The organism is Streptomyces sp. iso_384, from assembly GCF_056172905.1.
In genome coordinates, this window is the sequence record NZ_JBWBTT010000001.1 from 3,260,917 (window position 1) to 3,279,578 (window position 18,662).

12 protein-coding genes and 3 pseudogenes are annotated in these 18,662 nt (G+C 69.2%); 11 read left to right on the forward strand and 4 right to left on the reverse strand.

The window, feature by feature from the left end; genetic code table 11:
* Positions 1-39 precede the first annotated feature (39 nt).
* The 3 genes and pseudogenes from AC0VY3_RS14540 to AC0VY3_RS14550 form a co-directional block, all read left to right on the forward strand.
* Positions 40-1,125 (forward strand): annotated as a pseudogene (locus AC0VY3_RS14540) (rhodanese-like domain-containing protein); the annotation flags it as partial.
* A gap of 52 nt (positions 1,126-1,177) precedes the next feature.
* A pseudogene (locus tag AC0VY3_RS14545) lies at positions 1,178-1,306 on the forward strand (sulfite exporter TauE/SafE family protein); the annotation flags it as partial.
* 357 nt (positions 1,307-1,663) lie between these two features.
* Complete coding sequence (locus tag AC0VY3_RS14550) at positions 1,664-2,572, forward strand: universal stress protein (RefSeq protein ID WP_475549740.1); 909 nt, start codon at positions 1,664-1,666, stop codon at positions 2,570-2,572.
* 443 nt (positions 2,573-3,015) lie between these two features.
* On the opposite strand, the gene AC0VY3_RS14555 is transcribed toward AC0VY3_RS14550, so the two are convergent.
* Complete coding sequence (locus AC0VY3_RS14555) at positions 3,016-4,203, reverse strand: universal stress protein (RefSeq protein ID WP_475551674.1); 1,188 nt, start codon at positions 4,201-4,203, stop codon at positions 3,016-3,018.
* Here AC0VY3_RS14555 and AC0VY3_RS14560 point away from each other — a divergent pair.
* From AC0VY3_RS14560 to AC0VY3_RS14580, 5 genes and pseudogenes are all read left to right on the forward strand, one after another.
* A pseudogene (locus AC0VY3_RS14560) lies at positions 4,141-4,269 on the forward strand (universal stress protein); the annotation flags it as partial. The gene AC0VY3_RS14555 and the pseudogene AC0VY3_RS14560 overlap by 63 nt on opposite strands.
* A gap of 190 nt (positions 4,270-4,459) precedes the next feature.
* Positions 4,460-4,777, forward strand: coding sequence for a universal stress protein (locus tag AC0VY3_RS14565; protein ID WP_475549741.1), 318 nt, complete (start codon positions 4,460-4,462; stop codon positions 4,775-4,777).
* Between the two features lie 94 nt (positions 4,778-4,871).
* A complete protein-coding gene (gene ppsA / locus AC0VY3_RS14570; protein WP_475549742.1) occupies positions 4,872-7,277 on the forward strand; it encodes a phosphoenolpyruvate synthase in 2,406 nt (801 codons plus the stop codon).
* Between the two features lie 5 nt (positions 7,278-7,282).
* Positions 7,283-7,786: a flavodoxin domain-containing protein gene (locus tag AC0VY3_RS14575; RefSeq protein ID WP_475551675.1), complete on the forward strand. Its 504-nt coding sequence runs from the start codon at positions 7,283-7,285 to the stop codon at positions 7,784-7,786.
* 155 nt (positions 7,787-7,941) lie between these two features.
* Complete coding sequence (locus AC0VY3_RS14580) at positions 7,942-10,680, forward strand: cation-translocating P-type ATPase (RefSeq protein ID WP_475549743.1); 2,739 nt, start codon at positions 7,942-7,944, stop codon at positions 10,678-10,680.
* Here AC0VY3_RS14580 and AC0VY3_RS14585 read toward each other — a convergent pair.
* The 3 genes from AC0VY3_RS14585 to AC0VY3_RS14595 are packed head-to-tail and all read right to left on the reverse strand — an operon-like array spanning position 10,620 to position 14,116.
* The gene (locus tag AC0VY3_RS14585) at positions 10,620-12,002 is read right to left on the reverse strand and encodes a nicotinate phosphoribosyltransferase (RefSeq protein ID WP_475549744.1); all 1,383 of its coding nucleotides are present in this window, start codon (positions 12,000-12,002) and stop codon (positions 10,620-10,622) included. The two genes, AC0VY3_RS14580 and AC0VY3_RS14585, sit on opposite strands and share 61 nt — an antisense overlap.
* Before the next feature lie 53 nt (positions 12,003-12,055).
* On the reverse strand, positions 12,056-12,706 hold the full coding sequence (locus AC0VY3_RS14590) for a CBS domain-containing protein (RefSeq protein WP_103511539.1): 651 nt from the start codon (positions 12,704-12,706) through the stop codon (positions 12,056-12,058).
* Positions 12,707-12,766: 60 nt separating this feature from the next.
* Positions 12,767-14,116 carry an MBL fold metallo-hydrolase RNA specificity domain-containing protein gene (locus AC0VY3_RS14595; RefSeq protein ID WP_258047339.1) on the reverse strand — a complete coding sequence of 450 codons (1,350 nt, stop codon included), beginning with the start codon at positions 14,114-14,116 and terminating at the stop codon, positions 12,767-12,769.
* Positions 14,117-14,368: 252 nt separating this feature from the next.
* On the opposite strand from AC0VY3_RS14595, the gene AC0VY3_RS14600 reads away from it, so the two are divergent.
* Genes AC0VY3_RS14600 through AC0VY3_RS14610 form a run of 3 tightly spaced genes read left to right on the forward strand, consistent with a single transcriptional unit; the run spans position 14,369 to position 18,640 of the window.
* A complete protein-coding gene (locus tag AC0VY3_RS14600) occupies positions 14,369-15,412 on the forward strand; it encodes a zinc-dependent alcohol dehydrogenase family protein (protein WP_103511537.1) in 1,044 nt (347 codons plus the stop codon).
* Positions 15,399-16,232 (forward strand): HAD family hydrolase, encoded by an 834-nt coding sequence (locus tag AC0VY3_RS14605; RefSeq protein WP_103511536.1) that lies wholly within the window; start codon positions 15,399-15,401, stop codon positions 16,230-16,232. Before AC0VY3_RS14600 ends, AC0VY3_RS14605 begins: the two co-directional genes overlap by 14 nt.
* Complete coding sequence (locus tag AC0VY3_RS14610; RefSeq protein WP_475549745.1) at positions 16,229-18,640, forward strand: glycoside hydrolase family 65 protein; 2,412 nt, start codon at positions 16,229-16,231, stop codon at positions 18,638-18,640. The genes AC0VY3_RS14605 and AC0VY3_RS14610 overlap by 4 nt, the downstream gene beginning before the upstream one ends.
* Positions 18,641-18,662: the final 22 nt, after the last annotated feature.

Here is an 18,662-nt window from a genome sequence, read left to right on the forward strand (position 1 = left end):
ACCCCCCGGGGTAATGTTTCTGTCGGAGGGAGGCTTTCCTTGTTCTTCGTTGAAGCCATCGAGCTGGAGTCTTGGGCAACCGCAGCTACCTCGTAGGCGGCCGTCGGACGGCGGTTGTCGTGGATCCGCCCCGTGACATCGATCGGGTGCTGGCCGCTGCTGCCCGGCGTGGGTGTGGCGATCACCCATGTGGTCGAGACGCGCATCCACAACGACTACGTGACCGGCGGTCCCGAGCCGGCCCGCATCATCGGGGCCGCCTACCTCGTTCCCGCCGACGCGCACGTGTCATTCGCCTGGACCAACGTGTCCGACGGCGACAGCGTGACCATTGACACGGAGCTGACCCTGACGGCGGTAGCGACGCCCGGGCATACGCCGGACCACGCGTCGTACGTGCTGAGCGAGGCGGGCAGGCCCGTCGCCGCGTTCACCGGTGGCTCCCTCCTCATCGGTACCGTGGGGCGGCCCGATCTCGTGGAGCCACGCCTCGCCGAGCTATGCGCACATGGGGCCTGCCAACGCGGCCGGCCCGGCCCCGGTGGACCTGGCCTCTCCGGCCGTCGCCGATCCCGACGACATCGCAGTGCGACTCACGGCGGGGGAGTGGGTGGTGGATCTGTGCAACCGCATCGCTTTCGCCGAGGGACGTGTCGCGGGGTCGTTCAACTTCGAGGCGGACGGCAAGCTCGCCACGTACCGTGCCTGGGTGATCCCCTGGCGCAAGCCGGTGACCCTGCTTGCCGAGTCGGCCGAGCAACTTGCCGCGGCCCAGCGGGAGCTGGTCCGCGTCGGTGTCGACCGCCCGGCGGCCGCCGCGACCGGTGGTCCCGCGGACTGGCTTCGCGCCGGCGACAGCGCCGCGTCCTTCCCTCGTGCCATGTTCGCCGAACTGGCCGGTCAGGGAAGGGGCCGGATCGTCGTACTGGACGTACGCCGCTCGTCCGAGCGGGCGGAGGGCTGGATCGATGGCTCGGTGCACATCCCGGTCCACCAGATCCATCACCTATCGACGACGTGCCCGACGGCACGGTCTGGGTGCACTGCGCCGGTGGCATGCGTGCGGGCATCGCCGCGTCGCTGCTGGACGGCGCGCTCGGCGGCGGTGGCAGCGTTCTGGCGGTTCCGGCACTGATCTACCTGCTCGGCGGCCTCGGCCACCACGGCAAGCCTGGTCATCGTCACCGCCACATCGGCCACCGCCCTCTACGCGCACGCGAGAGACGGCCATGTCGCCTGGAAGGCTGGGACATTGTTCGCGGCTGCGGGAGTTGTGCCGGCGTTCCTCGCCGGCACCACCGCCGCCCATGTGCCCGAAACGGCTCTCACCGCGGCGTTCGCGGCAATCGCCGCCCTGGCGGCCCTGCGGGATGCGGAACCGATCATGCCGCTTGCCTGCGGCCCGCCCGGATTCGGCGGAAAGCCCGTCCTTGTCATGTCGGCTCAGCCCGGTCTGCCCAGGGGTGGCGACCCTTCTCTCAGCATCGGCGTGAATGCCTCGGCCGTGGAGGGACCGTGCTGCCCTGTCCGGTACCGATCAGCCCACAGCACACCCGGCCGTACCGCTCGTGGGTCGGTCGGAGAGAGGTGGGGACCGACCGGCCCTGGCCCGGCATCGTGCCCGGTGCCAGCCTGGGAGCAGTCAATCCTTCGAGGAAGGGTGGTGGGCATGATGCAAGCGCCTCTGGTTGTAGGGGTCGACGGCTCTGAACCCAGTCTCCAAGCAGTGGACTGGGCCGCTGACGAGGCCGCGCGTCATGCGACCCCGCTGAGGCTGGTGTACGCCTCGCTCTGGGAGCGGTACGAGGGAGCGGTACCGTCGGGCGGGCTGGAGCGGCCGGCGGGTCGGATACTCGCCGAGAACATCCTCGGCGCCGCCGCCGAGCGTGCACGGCTTCGTGTGCCCGGCCTTGCCGTCTCCACCGAAGTGCTCGCCGAGGACGCGACCAGCGCCCTACTGGGAGAGGGTGCCTCGGCCACAGCGGTTGTCGTGGGATCACGGGGGCGCGGGCAGGTGGCGTCCGTGTTGCTGGGTTCGGTGAGCCTCGTCGTGGCGGCCCGCAGTGTGTGTCCCGTGGTCGTGGTACGTGGGGACGACGTAGCGCTCGCCTCCCGGCACCAACGCATCCTCCTGGGGGTGGGCGGCAGGGACGTCGAGGCTCCTGCGGTGCGCTTCGCCTTCCGTGAGGCAGCCGCTCGCGGGTGCGCCCTCAGTGCTCTCAGCGCCTGGCGCCGCCCGGCCCCGAGGCCTGCCGAGCACCCGCTCATCACGGGCGATCCGGCGCAGTCGGCGGAAGCGCGTGCCGCCGCGGTTCTCGACAAGGCACTCGAAGGTCCGGCCCGGGAGTATCCGGACGTCCGGGTGAGCAGGGCCACCCCGGAGGGGGCGGCTGCCAAGATCCTGGTCGAGCGGTCGGCCGCTGCCGACCTGCTGGTCGTCGGAGCACGACGTCAGGGGAGCTTCATCGGCCTTGAGCTCGGCAGGGTGGCCCACCGAGCGCTGCACCACGCCGCGTGCCCCGTCGTCGTCGTGCCCCTACACGTTGCCGATGCCGCGACGATCGATGCCTGAGTCCCTACACCGGGTGGGCCTCCGCGCTGCGTCTGCTCCTGGTTCTGGCCAGCGTGAGCCACGGGACCCGCCCCGGCGGGAGAAGTCGAGGAGCAATCCGCCCCGCCGGGCATCGGCTTCCTGCTCCGGCTGGCCGATGCGCTGGAGACCACGGTTCAGGAACTGGGGAGACGACGGTTCAGGAACTGGCGGGAAGTACCTGCCGCCCGGCTTCGGCCGCGTAACCCGTAGGGCCCGGATGGCCGAACTCGACGAGGCAATGTGCTGGACGCTGCTGGGAGACCACGGCGTAGGACGGGTTGCCCTGTCTCTGGGGGACTGACCGGTCGTGCTGCCGGTCAACGAAGATTCTTGTTCCCGATGCCCCGGGCGACGCCGACTGATGCGGGCCCGCAGCTACGAACGCGCTGGCTACGGCTGACGTCACTCGTATACGGCTGACGTCACTCGTAGGGGACCACGGCGACCGGTGCGGTGCTGTGGTGGATCACTGCATGGGTGACGTGGCCGACATGGGGCCCCACAGGGCTGCTGCTGCGTCGGCCTACGACGACGAGATCGGCTCCGTGGGACGCCTGGACGAGCTCGCTGGCCGGCGGGGCCATGACTGCCGTCTCCGTGACGTGGACCTGGGGGAATTCGGCCCGCCAGGGACGCAGCATGTCGGTGAGTGCTTGGACGGCGTGCTGGCCGAGTCCGCTGCCGACGTCCGGGTCGAGGATCGCCGCATACGTGTAGGTTGCCGGCAGTGACCAGCTGTGTACGACCTGCAGCGCCGCGCTTCTGTGGGCCGCTTGTTCGAAGGCGAAGGCGAGCAGCGGGTCGCAGGGATGCGAAACATCAAGGCCCAGGACGATCCCGGGGCGGCCGTCTGAGGGTTCTTCGGATGGGGAGGCGGCGTCGGTTTCCTGCGGACGCACCAGAACCACCGGGCTCCGCGTTTTCGCTACGACCCCCAGTGACACCGAGCCGATGAGGAAGCCGAGGAGTCTTCCGAGTCCCCGTGATCCGAGGGCGGTGACCTCGGCTTCGTTCGCGGCGCGCGTCAACTCGTCGACGGCCCGGCCCTGAACCAGTTCGGTGGTCACCTTCAGACCGGGGTGATCCCGGCGGGCCCTGTCCGCGGTGTCCCGCAGGAGAGCTTCGTACCGTTCGACGAGTGACTGTGTGAAGGTCTGCGGGATCTCCGGGGTGAACGGCCACTCCTCCACATGCACGAGGTGCAACGGGACACCGCGCAGTGCGGCCTCATGCGCGGCCCAGCGGGCTGCCGCGAAGCCTTCGGGGGACTCGTCCAGGCCGACAGTGACGTGACGCGTCATGACAGCGCCTCCTCGGTGTGCGGGGCTTCTGGGGCAGAACCCCTGCATCCAGCGTCCCGCCGTGATGCAGGCGGGGGGAGGGCCGACAGGTCTCGATCGGGACCGAACGGCCCATGCCGACCGTGCGCTGCGGTGGAACCGTGGCTTGTGCGGGCCTCTGGAGCATCCCTTGGAGGAGCCATGACCAGTACCACCCCCGGCCCTGCCGAACTCGGTGCCGTCGTTGTCGGTGCGGACGCGTCGGCCATGGCGCGGACGGCGGCGTTGTGGGCTGCGGACGAAGCGGATCGTCGCGGTCGGCCCCTCCATGTCGTCCATGCCGCTGACACCGATCACCGGATGGTCTACGCGGGTGTGGAAGCTGTCCAGGCGATACGCGAGGCCGGCCGTGACCCGCTGGTCGACACGGCGGAAGCAGTGGGCGACCGCCAACCCGGCCTCACGGTGACGAAGGAACTGAGCAGTCTTGACCCGGTGAGCGGGCTCCGCGCGGCGGCTGGTGAGCGCGGGACCATTGTTGTGGGCAGTAGAGGCCTGGGCGTCTGCAACGTACTGGCTCAGGTCGGTGCGGTCACCACCATGCTCGACAGCCTCGTCGCGGCCGCCGAGCAGCGGGTGCACGAGGTATGGGCGATGGCCGTGCGGATACGGGAGGCCTGTCCGCGACCTCACGGTCACCCATCACGTCGAGACGGGGACCAGCGTCCCGGGAATCCTCGTCGAGTCCTCGAAGCACGCAGATCTCATGGTTTCGGGAACCCGACGACACCTGCTCGGACTCGGGCCGGCGCTCGGCCGGGTCAGTCATGCCGTCCTGCATCACGGGCACTGCCCCATCGAGATCATCCCCCCTGAGCACACGGACACAGGCAAGCACACGTGACTGTGCACCCGCGGGGGCAGGACCGACGCTCGCGCACGTCCCCTTCGAGTGCTCTTGCCTCGCTGACCGCTTACGCGAAACTACGGAGACCGCCATGGCATCTCGGCGCCACGTCATTCCGTTCACGGAGCTCGGCCGACACGACAGCGGGAGCGTGGGCGGGAAGAACGCCTCGCTCGGTGAGCTGACCGCACACCTCGGTGCCGCAGGCGTGCGCATCCCGCCGGGATTCGCCACGACTGCTCAGGCGTACGAAGAACTACTGGCCGCGCACGGCTTGCGTGCCTCCATCGAGGATCAGATCGCGCGTCTGCACGACGGCGCCCAGCTGGAGGAAGTCGGTCGGGCCATCCGCGCGCAGATACTGCGCGAGCCACTGCCGACATCGCTCCCGGGCGAAATCGTCACCGCCTACGAGGATCTCGCTCGCCGCACGGGCGGCGAGGATCCCCCCGTCGCCGTGCGCAGCAGCGCCACCGCCGAGGACCTGCCCGAGGCCAGTTTCGCCGGTCAGCAGGATACGTATCTCAATGTGCGCGGACCGGAACAACTGCTCGAATCCTGCCATCGCTGTTTCGCCTCGCTGTTCACCGACCGGGCCATCGACTACCGGGAACGCATGGGCTTCGACCACCTGTCCGTCGCGCTGTCGGTGGGTGTGCAGGTCATGGTCCGCGCGGACCGGGCCGGCGCAGGAGTGATCTTCACCCTGGACCCCGAGACCGGATTCGCCGACGTGATCGTGGTCAGCGCGGCATGGGGACTCGGCGAGACCGTGGTGAGCGGACAGGTGGACCCCGACGAGTACACCGTCTTCAAGCCCAGCCTCAAGGATTCCTCCCTGAACCCGCTGATCGATGTGCGGGTGGGCGCCAAACAGCGCAAGACCGTATACGCGGAGACCGGACTCACCCGCACCGTGGACACACCCCCGGGCGAACGCATACAGCGGGTGCTCGGCGACGACGACGTCCGCACACTCGCCGGATGGGCCAGAGCTGTCGAGGAGCACTACGGCTGCCCGATGGACCTGGAATGGGCCAAGGACGGGATCACCGGAGAGCTCGCGATCGTCCAGGCGCGCCCCGAGACCGTTCAGTCCCGCCGGCGCATCACCGCGATTCGGGAATGCCGCCTGACGGTGAACCCGGGGCAGCCACTGATCGAAGGGACGGCCGTCGGTGAGGCGATCGGACAGGGACCGGTCGTACCGCTGACCGCCCCGGTCGCCCGGGAGGCATTTCCCGAGGGGGGCGTCCTGGTCACCGGCCTCACCGACCCGGACTGGGAGCCCGTGATGAAGCGTGCCTCGGCGATCGTCACCGATCACGGCGGACGCACGTCCCACGCGGCCATCGTCAGCCGGGAACTCGGAGTCCCCGCCGTCATCGGCACCGGCAGCGCGACGCGCGTCCTGCGACAGGCACACGACGTCACGGTGTCCTGCGCGGAAGGAGATCGCGGACGCGTCTACGACGGTCTGATCCCCTACGAGGAGCGCGAGACCGATCTCTCGACCGTCCCGAAGACGCGTACGCGCATCATGCTCAATCTCGCCGATCCGTCCGCCGCCCTGCGGTGGTGGCGCCTGCCGGCCGACGGGGTAGGACTCGCCCGGCTGGAGTTCATCGTCGCCCATCAGGTGAGAGCCCACCCCATGGCGCTGCTCCACCCGGAGAAGCTCGACGCGGATGACCGCAGCAGCATTGAGCGACTCACCGAGGGATACCAAGACCGGGGGGCGTATTTCATCGACCGGCTTTCCCGAGGCATCGCCCGGATCGCCGCATCACGCTGGCCCGACCCCGTGGTGGTGCGCACCAGCGACTTCAAGACCAACGAATACGCGCGGCTGCTCGGGGGCCGCACCTTCGAGCCCGATGAGGCGAACCCGATGATCGGCTGGCGAGGCGCCAGCCGCTATCACAGCGATGGCTACCGCGAGGGATTCGCCTTGGAATGCCGTGCCCTTCGCCGGGTCCGGGACGACATGGGTCTCACCAACGTCGTCGTCATGATTCCGTTCTGCCGGACGCCCGGCGAGGCCGACCTGGTGCTTGATGTGATGGGCGAGCAGGGCCTCAGGCGAGGTCAGAACGGGCTGAAGGTCTATGCGATGGCGGAGATACCCTCCAACATCATCCTTGTCCGGGAGTTCGGCGAACGGTTCGACGGCTTCTCCATCGGGAGCAACGAGCTGACCCAGTTGACGCTCGGCGTCGACCGGGACTCGGAAGCACTCGCCCACTTGTTTGACGAAAGCGACCCGGCGGTCACTCGCAGCATCCAGCGCTTGGTGGCCGGAGCTCATGAGGCTGGACGCACCGTCGGTCTGTGCGGTCAGCGGCCCAGTGACGATCCCGCTTTCACTGAGTTCCTCGTGCGGACCGGCATCGACTCGATCTCTGTTGCCCCGGACAGCTTCGCCGTGGTGAAGGAACATGTGGCGCGCGCCGAGGGCCTTCGGAAAGACGGGGATGTCCACCCAGGAGCAAGGTGAATGACATGCACAACACACGTGTACTGATCGCCTACGGAAGCAAGCACGGAGCGACACAGGGAATCGCTGAGGAGTTGGGAGAGGCGCTTCGCTCCGACGGATTCGACGCGGTGGTGATGCCCGCCGACCGTGTCGACGACGTGAGCGGCTATGACGCCGTGATTCTCGGTGGCGCTGTCTACGCAGGACGCTGGCACGTCGAGGCCCGCCGGTGCGCCCGACGTCATGCGGGGCAGCTGAGGCAGCTGCCCGTCTGGCTCTTCAGCAGCGGGCCGGTCGATGATTCGGCTGAACAGCGGGATATCGCGCCGGTACGTGGGGTTGCCCGCTGGATGCAGCGTCTCGGAGCACGGGAGCACATCACGTTCGGCGGAGCTCTCACGGCGGAGACTCCGGGCCGCATCGCCCACAGTCTGGTCCGACACGGGAAGGGCGGTGACTTCCGCAACCCGGAACGCATCCGCCAATGGGCCCACCACATCGCAGCCCAACTCGCCTCGCCCTCCTGACCGGTCGAGTGTTCCAAGGCTGTCGCGAGCAAGGAGGAGGGCGGCATGGTGAATGACCACGACCATGAGCGGCCCGTCGACGGGCGCTGCTCCGTGGCCCACCACCCCGCGCACCTCTGCAGCGCTTCCGATGAGGTTGCGCCACGGGACCGGCGATGACTGAGGAACCTCCGACCGAAGGCAAGGGCAACGCCTTCCCGACGCCGGGCGAGGCATTCGATCCCAGCGAGCCGCTTCCCCGACTGCGCCGCGAGCTCGCCACCGGCCCCGAAGGGCTCTCCGCCCGAGAGGCATCCCGTCGCCTCGCTGTCCACGGCCCCAACGAAGTGCGGTCGAAGGCCCATTCCTCCTTCCTTCGCGAGATGTCCGCACAGCTCGCCCACCCCTTGGCCCTCCTGCTGTGGGCCGCCGCGGCCCTCGCCTTCGTGGCGGGACTCGCGGTGCTCGGCTGGGCGATCCTCGCCGTGATCGCGGTCAACGCCGCCTTCGCGCTGCTTCAGGAACGCCAGGCCGAGCGGGCGGTCGAGACCCTCGCCCGCTATCTGCCCGAACACGCCTCCGCCGTCCGGGACGGCAGAACCCGGCAGGTCGAAGCCCGGGACCTCGTTCCGGGCGACGTGATCCTCCTGGAAGAAGGGGGCAAGGTTCCGGCGGACGCGCGAGTGACCGACGGCGGAGTCGAGGTCGACCTCTCCATGCTGACGGGGGAATCCGCGCCCGTGGAGAGGACAGATGCCTCCGGCCGGGCAGGCGCTCCGCTCATCGAGGAACCCAACCTCGTGTTCAGCGGGACGACCTGCCTGGGAGGGCAGGCCCGGGCCACGGTGTTCGCCACCGGGGACCGCACGGAGCTCGGACGTATCGCGGCGCTCAGCCAGCGTTCCAGGCGGGAGCCGAGCCCGCTGGAGCAGCAGGTCAAGAAAGTGGCCTGGTTCATCGCCGCCGTAGCTGTCGCGATGGGAATGGTCTTCCTCGTCCTCGGGGTGGCCGTCGGTCTGCCTCTCACCGATTCCTTGACGTTCGCGATCGGCCTCCTCGTCGCCAACGTTCCCGAAGGCCTGCTCCCCACGATCACGCTGGCCCTTGCGGTGGGCGTACGGTCACTGGCCCGCCGGGGAGCGGTGGTCAAGCGGCTGAGCGCCGTCGAGACTCTCGGCTCCACGGACGTCATCTGTACCGACAAGACCGGGACACTCACCCTCAACCGGATGCGACTGCAGACCGTGTGGACTCCCGGTCACGGCACCTCGGCCGGCCCGTGGGCCGCCGAACTCGCGCACACCGCCTCACTGTGCACCACTGTCACCCGCACGGACGAGGGGGTCCTGCAGGGCGACCCCACGGAGACAGCCCTCATCGAAGGGGCGGCCGACCGGGGCGCACCCCTGGACCTGGCAGAACGCGACGCGGATCGGCGGGCGCTGTTCCGGTTCGACCCCCGGCTGCGGCTGATGTCGATCGTTCAGGCCGACCAGGGGACGGGCCCTCTTCGCGTCGTGGTGAAAGGCGCCCCGGAGGCCGTACTGCCACGTCTCCGCACCGCCGCGGACGTGGAGGCGGCACGCGAGGCCACGGAGAGCATGGCGGGGAAGGGGATGCGTGTCCTCGCAGTCGCGGGGCGGGAATGGCCCGAGGGCTCCAAGGCCCCGGCCGCACGACGCGATGCCGAGTCCGAGCTGACACTGCTGGGACTGGTCGGGCTCTACGATCCGCCGCGTACGGAGGTTGCCGAGGCCGTGCGCCGTTGCCACGACGCCGGTATCCGGGTGCTCATCGTGACCGGCGACAACGGTGCCACCGCTGCTGCAGTCGCTCATGAGGTCGGCATAGGAGTTCCCCGCCTCCACGTCGTACCCGCCTCCGAATCGATCACGGACGAGGAACTCGACCGGCTTCTGGTGGAGGACGACGTCGAAGTGGTCTTCGCGAGGTCCTCGCCCGAGACGAAACTGAAAGTGGCCGACGCCCTGCGTGCCCACGGCCGGATCGTGGCGATGACCGGCGACGGCGTGAACGACGCACCGGCTCTGCACCGAGCCCACATCGGCGTGGCCATGGGCAAGTCGGGCACCGACGTGGCGCGTGAGGCCGCCACCATGGTCCTGACCGACGACGACTTCGCCACCATCGTCGCCGCGGTCGAATCCGGACGACGTGTCTACGACAACGTCCGAAAGTTCATCGTCTACATCTTCGCGCACACCACCCCGGAGGTCGTACCGTTCCTCGTGTTCGCGCTGTCGGCCGGAGCTGTCCCCCTCCCGCTCACCGTGTTGCAGATCCTCGCCATCGACCTGGGCACCGAAACTCTGCCCGCGCTGGCCCTTGGCCGCGAGCGATCCGAGCCCGGCACCATGAAACGACCACCCCGGCCGCACCGCCAGAAGGTCATCTCCCGAGACATGCTGATACGCAGCTGGGGCTACCTCGGTCTCGTATCGGCAGCCCTGGTGATGGGAGCGTTCTTCTACGTGCTCTGGCGCTCCGGCTGGGGTCCCGGAGCACCCACCGGCGAAGGCACGGCTCTCCACCACGCCTACACCATGGCCACCACAGCCACCTTCGCCGGCATCGTCACCTGCCAGGTCGGCACGGCGGTCGCGGCCCGCACCGACCACGCCGCCCTGCGCGACATCGGTCTGTTCACCAACCCTCTGCTGCTCGCGGGCATCGCCTTCGAACTGGCCTTCACCGCCGCCCTCGTGTACTTCCCGCCGCTCCAGGACCTGTTCGGCACCGCTGCGCTGCCGTGGGACGTCGTTGCGCTCGTGGCCACCTTCCCCATCCTCGTCTGGGGCACGGACGAGATGCGACGCGCACGTAGGCGTCGCAGTCAGCCGGACGCGGGATCGGCAGAGCAGGTCGGCCCGTTCCGCTCCTCCGGTCGGCCATGATGTCCCCGTGATGCCAGCCGCTCCCGCACCGGTGCGGTGACCTTCTCCAGCCGTGCCGAATACCGCGGGGCCGGCGGCACGGGCCCCTCGATGCGCCGGGCTTCCGGCGGCAGTTCGCCGAGGTCGGCTTCGAACCGTGCACGAGCCGCGCCGAGATCATCGGTCGGGCCGGTCCGCAACCCATCACGCATGACCGTCCGCAGCAGCGGCTCCGTGCCCTCGGGTGGTTCTTCGGTCTCCAGGCCGATCACGTCACGGAGTCCCGCTCCACGGAAGACCTGCTTGGGCGCGGGAGCGGTGACCTTGGACGAGGAGAGCTTCATGACCGGTGTGCCGTCGTACTCGACCAGCTTGTACGCCGCATCGAGATAGGGCGCGTCGGCGGCGACGCCGACGCGTGTGCCCAGGGCGAAGACGTCGATGGGCGCTCCGTCGCGCACCAGGGCGTCGACCGCGTACTCGTCCAGCCCTCCGCTCGCGATGATCCGCACGTCACTCAGCCCGGCCGCGTCGAGCGTGTCGCGGGCCCGGTGGGCCAGGAGCCCGAGATCGCCGCTGTCCAGCCGGATCCCGCACCCCGGGCCGCGCGCCAGGTCCGAAAGCACGCGGGCGGCGATGGCGACTCCCCGATCGGTGTCGTACGTGTCTACGAGGAAGGTCAGGGGCCCTCGGTGAGTTCGGGCGAAGGCTCGGAACGCATCTCCCTCGGAGGGGAAGCACTCGACGTACGAGTGGGCCATCGTGCCGGAGGCGTCGATGCCGTACCGAGCGGCGGCGGCGACGTTGCTCGTGCCCGCGAAGCCCACCATGGCGCACAGTCGGGCGGCCTGGGAGCCCGCTTCCGGGCCGTGGCACCGGCGCAGGGAGAAATCGACGAGTGGACGACCCGCAGCCGCGAGGACGCACCGTCCGGCCTTGGCAGCGACCGCAGTCTGATGACAGACCAATGACAAGAGGTACGTCTCCACCAACTGGGCCTGGGGCAGCGGGGCGGTGACCTCCAGCAAGGGTTCTCCGGCGAAGACCAGTCGCCCCTCGGGAACAGCGCGGATCCGGCCGTCGAAAGCCAGTCCTCGCAGCGGTGCGAGGTCCTCTGGCGGCAGGTGCATCACCTGAGCGAACTCATCCGTGTCCGACTTCTCGACCCGGAACCCGGAGAGGTAGTCAAGTGCGGGTTCGAGCCCCGCCGCGACGAGAAACCCCCGCCCGGGGGGCAGGTGTCTCGCGAAGAGGCTGAAAGTGGCTGGTGCCCGCATGCCTTCACGCACATAGGACAGTGCCATCGTGACCTCGTACAGATCCGTGCTGGTCACCTGGGACATACTTCGAGCATGCGCCGCCGATCGGGCGCATGCACGGCGGCATGGGATGCCCTTCACCCGGCTTCGGCAGCGGTCAGCTCGCACTGTACGTCGACCACTCCTTCGACAGCCCGTGCCAGACGGGTTGCCACCGGGAGCAGGCCTGCTTCCCTCACCACACCCGACATCGTCACGACGCCCGCATCGACCTGAACGTTCACCTTCTCCCGCGACACGGGGAAGAGCCGCGCGACCACCTGCTCCTGTACCTCCTCGGCGAGCTCGTCGTCAGGCCTGAGGAAGACTTTGAGCAGGTCCGACCTGCTGACGATGCCTTTGAGGACGCCCCCCTCGACGACCGGCAGGCGCTTCACTCCGCGGGTGGCCATCAGTCGGGCGGCCCGCGGCAGCGGCGCGTCCGGTCCGATGGTCAGGGCCGGCCGCGTCATCAGGTCCTCGGCGGACGAGGAGCCTGCCCTGGCCGTCGCGTCCGGACGGCGCATCTGTTCCACGAGACCGGGACGCCGCTCGCGGAACTCCTCCTTGGGCAGCAGGTCGGCCTCCGACACCACCCCCACGACACGGCCCTCACCTTCGATCACCGGGAGGGCACTGACGGACCACCGTGACATGGCGGTCACGATGTCCTTGAACGACGCCTTCGGCGCGACCGCGACGACCTTCTTCGTCATGACGTCGGCCACGGTGCAGGGATGTGGAGTCATGATCCTCTCCTCGACGCCGGCGAGCCGGTCTGTGGCGTGAATTCGTGAGGCTGGGGCCGGTCATCGGACCAGCACGGCTTCTCCCGAGCGTGGGACGACGGCAGTCCAGCCGAGCTCGTCGGAGATGCGGGTGCGCAGCGTCGCAGCCGCAGACGGCTCGCCGTGCACCACGTACGTCGTGCGCGGGGGCGGGGCGCCGCGCAGCCAGTCGAGGATCTGATCCTCGTCGGCGTGCGCCGAGAAGTGCGGCACATCGGCCACCTCAGCACGGACGGGGATGTACTCACCGAACATCTTGAGCACATGGGCACCGTCCACAAGGTCTCTGGCGCGTGTTCCGGCCGCGGCGAAGCCGACGACGACGACGGTGTTGCGCGGGTCGGGCAGCAGTCGGCGCAGGTGGTGCAGGACCCGGCCGCCGGTGGCCATCCCGGCTGAGGAGACGATGACGCACGGCCCGTGCGCACTGTTGATCGCGATGGACTCCTGGACCGTCCGGGCCGCCAGGAACGGGTCGGGACTCAGAGCTCCCGCACCCTGGTCCAGGATGTCCGGCCTGAGTTCCGGCGATCGGTCGCGCACCGCTTGCCGGTAGACGTCCAGGGCTGCGAGGGCCATCGGGCTGTCCACGTACACGGGTACCGAAGCGGGCAGGGCGCCGGCGGTACGCAGCTCGACCAGTTCGTGCAGGACGACCTCGGTCCGGTCGATGGCGAAGGCCGGGATGACCACGGTGCCGCCTCGCGCGAGGGTGCGACCGATCGTGGAGGCGAAGGCGGCGCGGCTCTCGGCCGGGGCGTGGCGGCGGTCGCCGTAGGTGCTCTCCACCAGGAGTACGTCGGCGCCCGAAAACGGCTCCGGGGGCAGCAGCAGCGGGTGACCCGGGCGACCCAGATCGCCGGACACTGCCAGTGTGTGACCGTCCTCCAGGGTGAGATGGGCCCAGGCGGAGCCAAGGATGTGGCCTGCGCGATGCAGTGTCAGCCGGGTGCCCGCCATGATCTCGACCTGGCTGCCGACCGGTGCGGGGTCGAAGAAGCTCAGCGTCTTCTCCACGTCGGCGTCGTCGTACAGCGGCTTGGCGGGGCGGTGCTTGGACCAGCCGTGGGTGTTCGCGTGCTGGGCCGATTCCGTCTGCAGCCGTGCGCTGTCCCGCAGGACGATCTCGGCGAGCCGCGCCGTGTCGGCACTCATGAGGATCGGGCCGCGAAACCCCTGCCGGACGAGGCGGGGGAGATACCCGCAGTGATCCAGGTGCGCGTGGGTGATCACGACGGCGTGGAGGTCGGCGGGGGGCCGGGCGAATTTCTCCCAGTTGCGGCGCCGCAGATCGGCGAAACCCTGGAAGAGCCCGCAGTCGACGAGGATGCGGGTGTGGTCGCTCTCGACCAGGAACTTGCTGCCGGTCACGGTGCCCGTGGCGCCGAGGAACGTGAGCAGAGCCGCACGGGAGGCTGGAACGACAGGCGGTGGTGCCGACCGGGACATAAGGACCCCCTTGCGGTCGATGCGGGCGCACTCCCACCTTCTCACCGGTGCCCTTGGACGGCAGTGGACCGCCGGGGCCCTCATGGGGACCGACCGGCCCATGCGGACCACTGGTCAGTGGAGTCAGTCTGGTAGCGAATCTCGCGGGATTACGGACAGGAAGAAGGTCATGTCATGAAGGCACTCGTCTTCCAGGAGCCGGGCCGCACCATATGGCGGGATGTTCCCGACCCGGGCATCGAGGACGCTTCCGATGTCATCGTGCGCGTCGACGCGGTCACCATCTGTGGCACGGACCTGCACATAGTCAAGGGTGATGTACCCGAGGTGACCCCGGGGCGGGTACTGGGCCACGAGGCCGTGGGCACGGTCGTGGAGGCCGGCGGCGACGTTCGCACCGTACGGCCGGGGGACCGGGTGCTGGTCTCCTGCATCTCGGCCTGCGGGAGGTGCCGCTTCTGCCGGGAGGCCCGCTACGGACAGTGCCGGGGCGGAGGTGGCTGGGTGCTCGGGCACACCATCGACGGAACTCAGGCGGAATACGTCCGCGTGCCATTCGCCGACCTTTCGGTCTATCCGCTGCCCAACTCCGTCGACAGCGTCGACGCCGTCCTCCTGGCGGACATCTTTCCGACTGCTTACGAGGTCGGTGTCCGCAACGGCCGGGTGAGCCCGGGTGACACCGTCGTCGTGGTCGGCGCAGGGCCGATCGGTCTGGCCGCCGTCGCCACCTCCCGCCTCTACTCGCCGGAGCGGGTCATTGTCGTCGACCTCGTCGACGCCCGGCTGGACGCGGCCCGGTCTCTCGGTGCCGAAGCCACCGTCCGTGCCGACGAGGAGCCGCAGCAGCTCGTCGCGGATCTGACGGACGGTCTGGGTGCCGACGTGGTCATGGAAGCGGTCGGCGTACCGCAGACCTTCGAGACGTGCACCCGGATGGTCCGGCCCGGCGGCAGGGTCGCCAACATCGGCGTGCACGGCAAACCTGCCACCCTCCACCTCGAAGATCTCTGGATCAAGGACGTCACCATCACCACGGGCCTGGTGGACACCTCGTCGACCCCCATGCTGCTGCGGATGCTGGCGAACGGAAGGCTGCCGTCGTCCGAGTTGGTCACACACCGGTTCGAGCTGGGGCAGATGGAGGAGGCGTACGACGTGTTCTCCCGGGCGACGGACACCGGAGCCCTGAAGGTCGCACTCCATGCCCCGCGGTGACCCACCGGTTCCTACCCTGCCGACATCCCCCTCCGAGGAGGCGGGCACAGAAACCGGACCTGGAGTCGCGCCCGGCACACGCGGCGTCGTCTTCGACACCGACGGTGTACTGCTCGATTCGGCGTCCCTGCACGCAGCCGCCTGGAAAGTCGCGTTCGACCGCTGCATCGAGAAGCTGAGGCCCGGCGACCCGCGACAGCCTCCTTTCGACGCGAACGCCGAGTACCGACGCCTCGTGGACGGCAAAGCACGGCTTGACGGAGCCCGCGCTTTCCTGAAGGCCCGCGGCATCGTGCTGCCCCTGGGAGCACCGGACGACCAGCCCGGCTGCACCAGCATCTGGGCGGTCGCCGCTGACAAGGAGCTGGCCTTCACTCACATGCTCTCGACCCGGGCCGTTCCCGTGTTCGACGATGTGGCCCCCGCACTGCGGTCCCTTCGCGCCAGGGGAGTTCGGTGCGTCGCAGCCTCCGCGTCACGGCATGCCGGTGCCCTGCTGGAAGCGGCAGGGATTCTCGGCTTCTTCGACACCGTGGTCGACGGCAGGGACGTGGCACGACTCGGACTTCCTGGCAAACCGAACCCCGCGCTGTTCCTGGAGGCTGCTTCCCGGCTGGGACTGCGCCCGGCCGAAGCCGCGGTGGTCGAGGACGCGGAAGCCGGGGTGGCCGCGGCCCGGCGTGGAGGCTTCGGGCTCGTCGTCGGACTGGACCGGACACCGAGCGCCGACAGGGATGCCGTGCTGCACAACATGGGGGCGGATCTTGTGCTGCGCGACCTTGCCGCTCTCGTCGACGAGCTACCGGTGGGAAGCCCATGAACGACGCCTGGAGCTGGAACTACTCCGCCTACGATCCGCACACGGAACGGCTGGTCGAAACTCTGTGCACCGTCGGCAACGGCAGGTTCGCCACGCGAGGCAGCACTCCGGAATGCGCGGCGGACGGCGCGCACTACCCGGGCACCTACCTGGCCGGCTGCTACGACCGCCTCACATCCACCGTCGCCGGGAGGACGGTCGAGAACGAAGACCTGGTCAACCTCCCGAACTGGACGCTGCTGCGCTACCGCTGCCTGCCCGAAGACGGACCACCCGGGGAGTGGCTCACGCCCGACTCCGCCGGACTGAGACGCTCCACCACGCGTCTGGACCTCCGAGCGGGAGTCCTCACCCGTCGCCTGCTCTACCGGGACGGTGCGGGACGCGGTCTGCGCGTCACCCACCAGCGGTTCGTCCATATGGGAATCCCCTGGCTCGCATCTCAACGCAGCGCGTTCAGAGCCTACGGCTGGAGCGGTCGACTCGAGGTCGAGTCGATTCTCGACGGTACTGTCACCAATGCCGGAGTGGAACGCTACGGAGACCTTGACGGACAGCACCTCACCGAGCACCGCAAAGGAGCGGAGCCCGGGGGAGTCGCCTGGCTCACCTGCCGGACCGTCCAATCGGCTGTCCACCTCGCTCTCGCCGTCCGCACCGCCTCCAGCCCGGCACGACCTGCCGAATACGTTCACGCCGCTCGGGCTGCCGTGCAGCGGTTCGTTCTCCCGGTTTCCCCCGGCAACTCGGTGACGGTCACCAAGACGGTCGCCCTGCACACATCACTCGACCGCCCCGCCGGTGACCCGCTTGCCGCAGCCGTGGAGAGCCTCGCCCACGTCCCCGTCTTCGGCCGACTACTCCGCTCGCACAGGTCTGCCTGGCAACGCATGTGGAACCAGGCGGAGTTGTACGTGCCCGGGGAGAGCGGGCACGTACTGCGCCTGCACCTGTTCCACCTGTTGCAGACCCTGTCGCCGCATACGGCGGAGCTCGACGTAGGGGTGCCGGCCCGTGGGCTGCACGGCGAGGCGTACCGGGGCCATGTGTTCTGGGACGAACTGTTCGTCCTGCCCTATCTCACGCTCCATTTCCCCGAAGTTGCCCGAGCGATGCTGATGTACCGGCATCGGCGACTGCCCGCAGCCCGGGCAGCTGCCCGGCGTACCGGGGCGCGTGGAGCCATGTACCCGTGGCAGAGCGCCGGTTCCGGTCGCGAAGAGACCCAGGCGATGCACCTCAATCCCGCTTCCGGCCGGTGGCTGCCGGACCACTCCCACCTCCAGCGCCACGTGGGATCCGCGGTGGCACTCAATGCCTGGCGGTACGCACAGGCAGCGGGTGATCAGGGGTTCCTCCACGCGGCCGGGGCGGACATCCTGCTGGAGGTGGCCCGGTACTGGGCGAGCGCGGCGGCCTTCGACCCCGACCGGGGCCGGTACCGGTTGCTGGGGATCGTCGGTCCCGACGAGTACCACGACGCGTATCCGGGCGCGGACCGGCCAGGCATCGACGACAACGCCTACACCAACGCGATGGCCGCATGGGTCCTGGCCCGGGCCCTGGAAGTCCTCGACGCACTGCCCGATGCCCGGCGCGAGGAGCTCGCGGAGCGGCTGGCGATCGACGCGGAGGAGCACGCGCGCTGGGTTGACGTCTCACGCCGCCTCTACGTGCCCTTTCACGACGGCGTGCTGAGCCAGTTCGAGGGGTACGGGGATCTCGAGGAACTCGACTGGGAGCGCTATCGGCGCCGCTACCCCGATATCCGGAGACTGGACCGGATCCTGGAGGCGGAGGGCGACTCGGTCAACAACTACCAAGCGTCGAAGCAAGCCGACGCTCTCATGCTCGGCCATCTCTTCCGGCCCGCCGAGCTGACCGCTCTCTTCGACCGCCTCGGCTACCGGATCGACGACGAGATCTGGAACAGGACAGTCGGCTACTACCTTCCGCGCACCAGCCACGGATCCACCCTCAGCAGCCTGGTGCACGGCTGGGTCCTTGCACGTCAGAAGGGCCCGGACGCTTGGATGTACGTGGAGGAAGCACTCCTCAGCGATGTGGCCGACATCCAGGGCGGCACGACCGGCGAGGGCATCCACCTGGGCGCCATGGCGGGAACACTTGATCTGGTCGAGCGAGGCATCACCGGACTGGAACCCTGCGAGGAGGGTTTGCGTATCGACCCCGTGGCACTCAGGGAAATACCCCGCTTCTCCTTCACGCTGTGCTTCCGCGGCCACAGCGGGGTGCGGCTCCGGCTGCTCCCGGGACGCATCGGCGTCAGTGTCCATCCCTCGCCGCAGGGAGCCCTCGTGGTGCTGCTTCCGGAGGGCAGAAGGGTGGCTGTGCCGCCGGGGAGGGAGCACTGGTTCCGTCTGCCTCCGCAGGAATCCGAGAAGTGAGCGGACAGCCGCGAGACCAGCA

Bases quoted from the DNA above. Each gene is read 5' to 3' on its own strand.
- AC0VY3_RS14555 (WP_475551674.1), bottom strand. From the start codon at position 4,203: ATGGAGGGGCCGACCGCGACGATCCGCTTCGTCCGCAGCCCACAACGC.
- ppsA (WP_475549742.1), top strand. From the start codon at position 4,872: ATGGCATCTCGGCGCCACGTCATTCCGTTCACGGAGCTCGGCCGACAC.
- AC0VY3_RS14575 (WP_475551675.1), top strand. From the start codon at position 7,283: ATGCACAACACACGTGTACTGATCGCCTACGGAAGCAAGCACGGAGCG.
- AC0VY3_RS14580 (WP_475549743.1), top strand. From the start codon at position 7,942: ATGACTGAGGAACCTCCGACCGAAGGCAAGGGCAACGCCTTCCCGACG.
- AC0VY3_RS14585 (WP_475549744.1), bottom strand. From the start codon at position 12,002: ATGTCCCAGGTGACCAGCACGGATCTGTACGAGGTCACGATGGCACTG.
- AC0VY3_RS14590 (WP_103511539.1), bottom strand. From the start codon at position 12,706: ATGACTCCACATCCCTGCACCGTGGCCGACGTCATGACGAAGAAGGTC.
- AC0VY3_RS14600 (WP_103511537.1), top strand. From the start codon at position 14,369: ATGAAGGCACTCGTCTTCCAGGAGCCGGGCCGCACCATATGGCGGGAT.
- AC0VY3_RS14605 (WP_103511536.1), top strand. From the start codon at position 15,399: ATGCCCCGCGGTGACCCACCGGTTCCTACCCTGCCGACATCCCCCTCC.
- AC0VY3_RS14610 (WP_475549745.1), top strand. From the start codon at position 16,229: ATGAACGACGCCTGGAGCTGGAACTACTCCGCCTACGATCCGCACACG.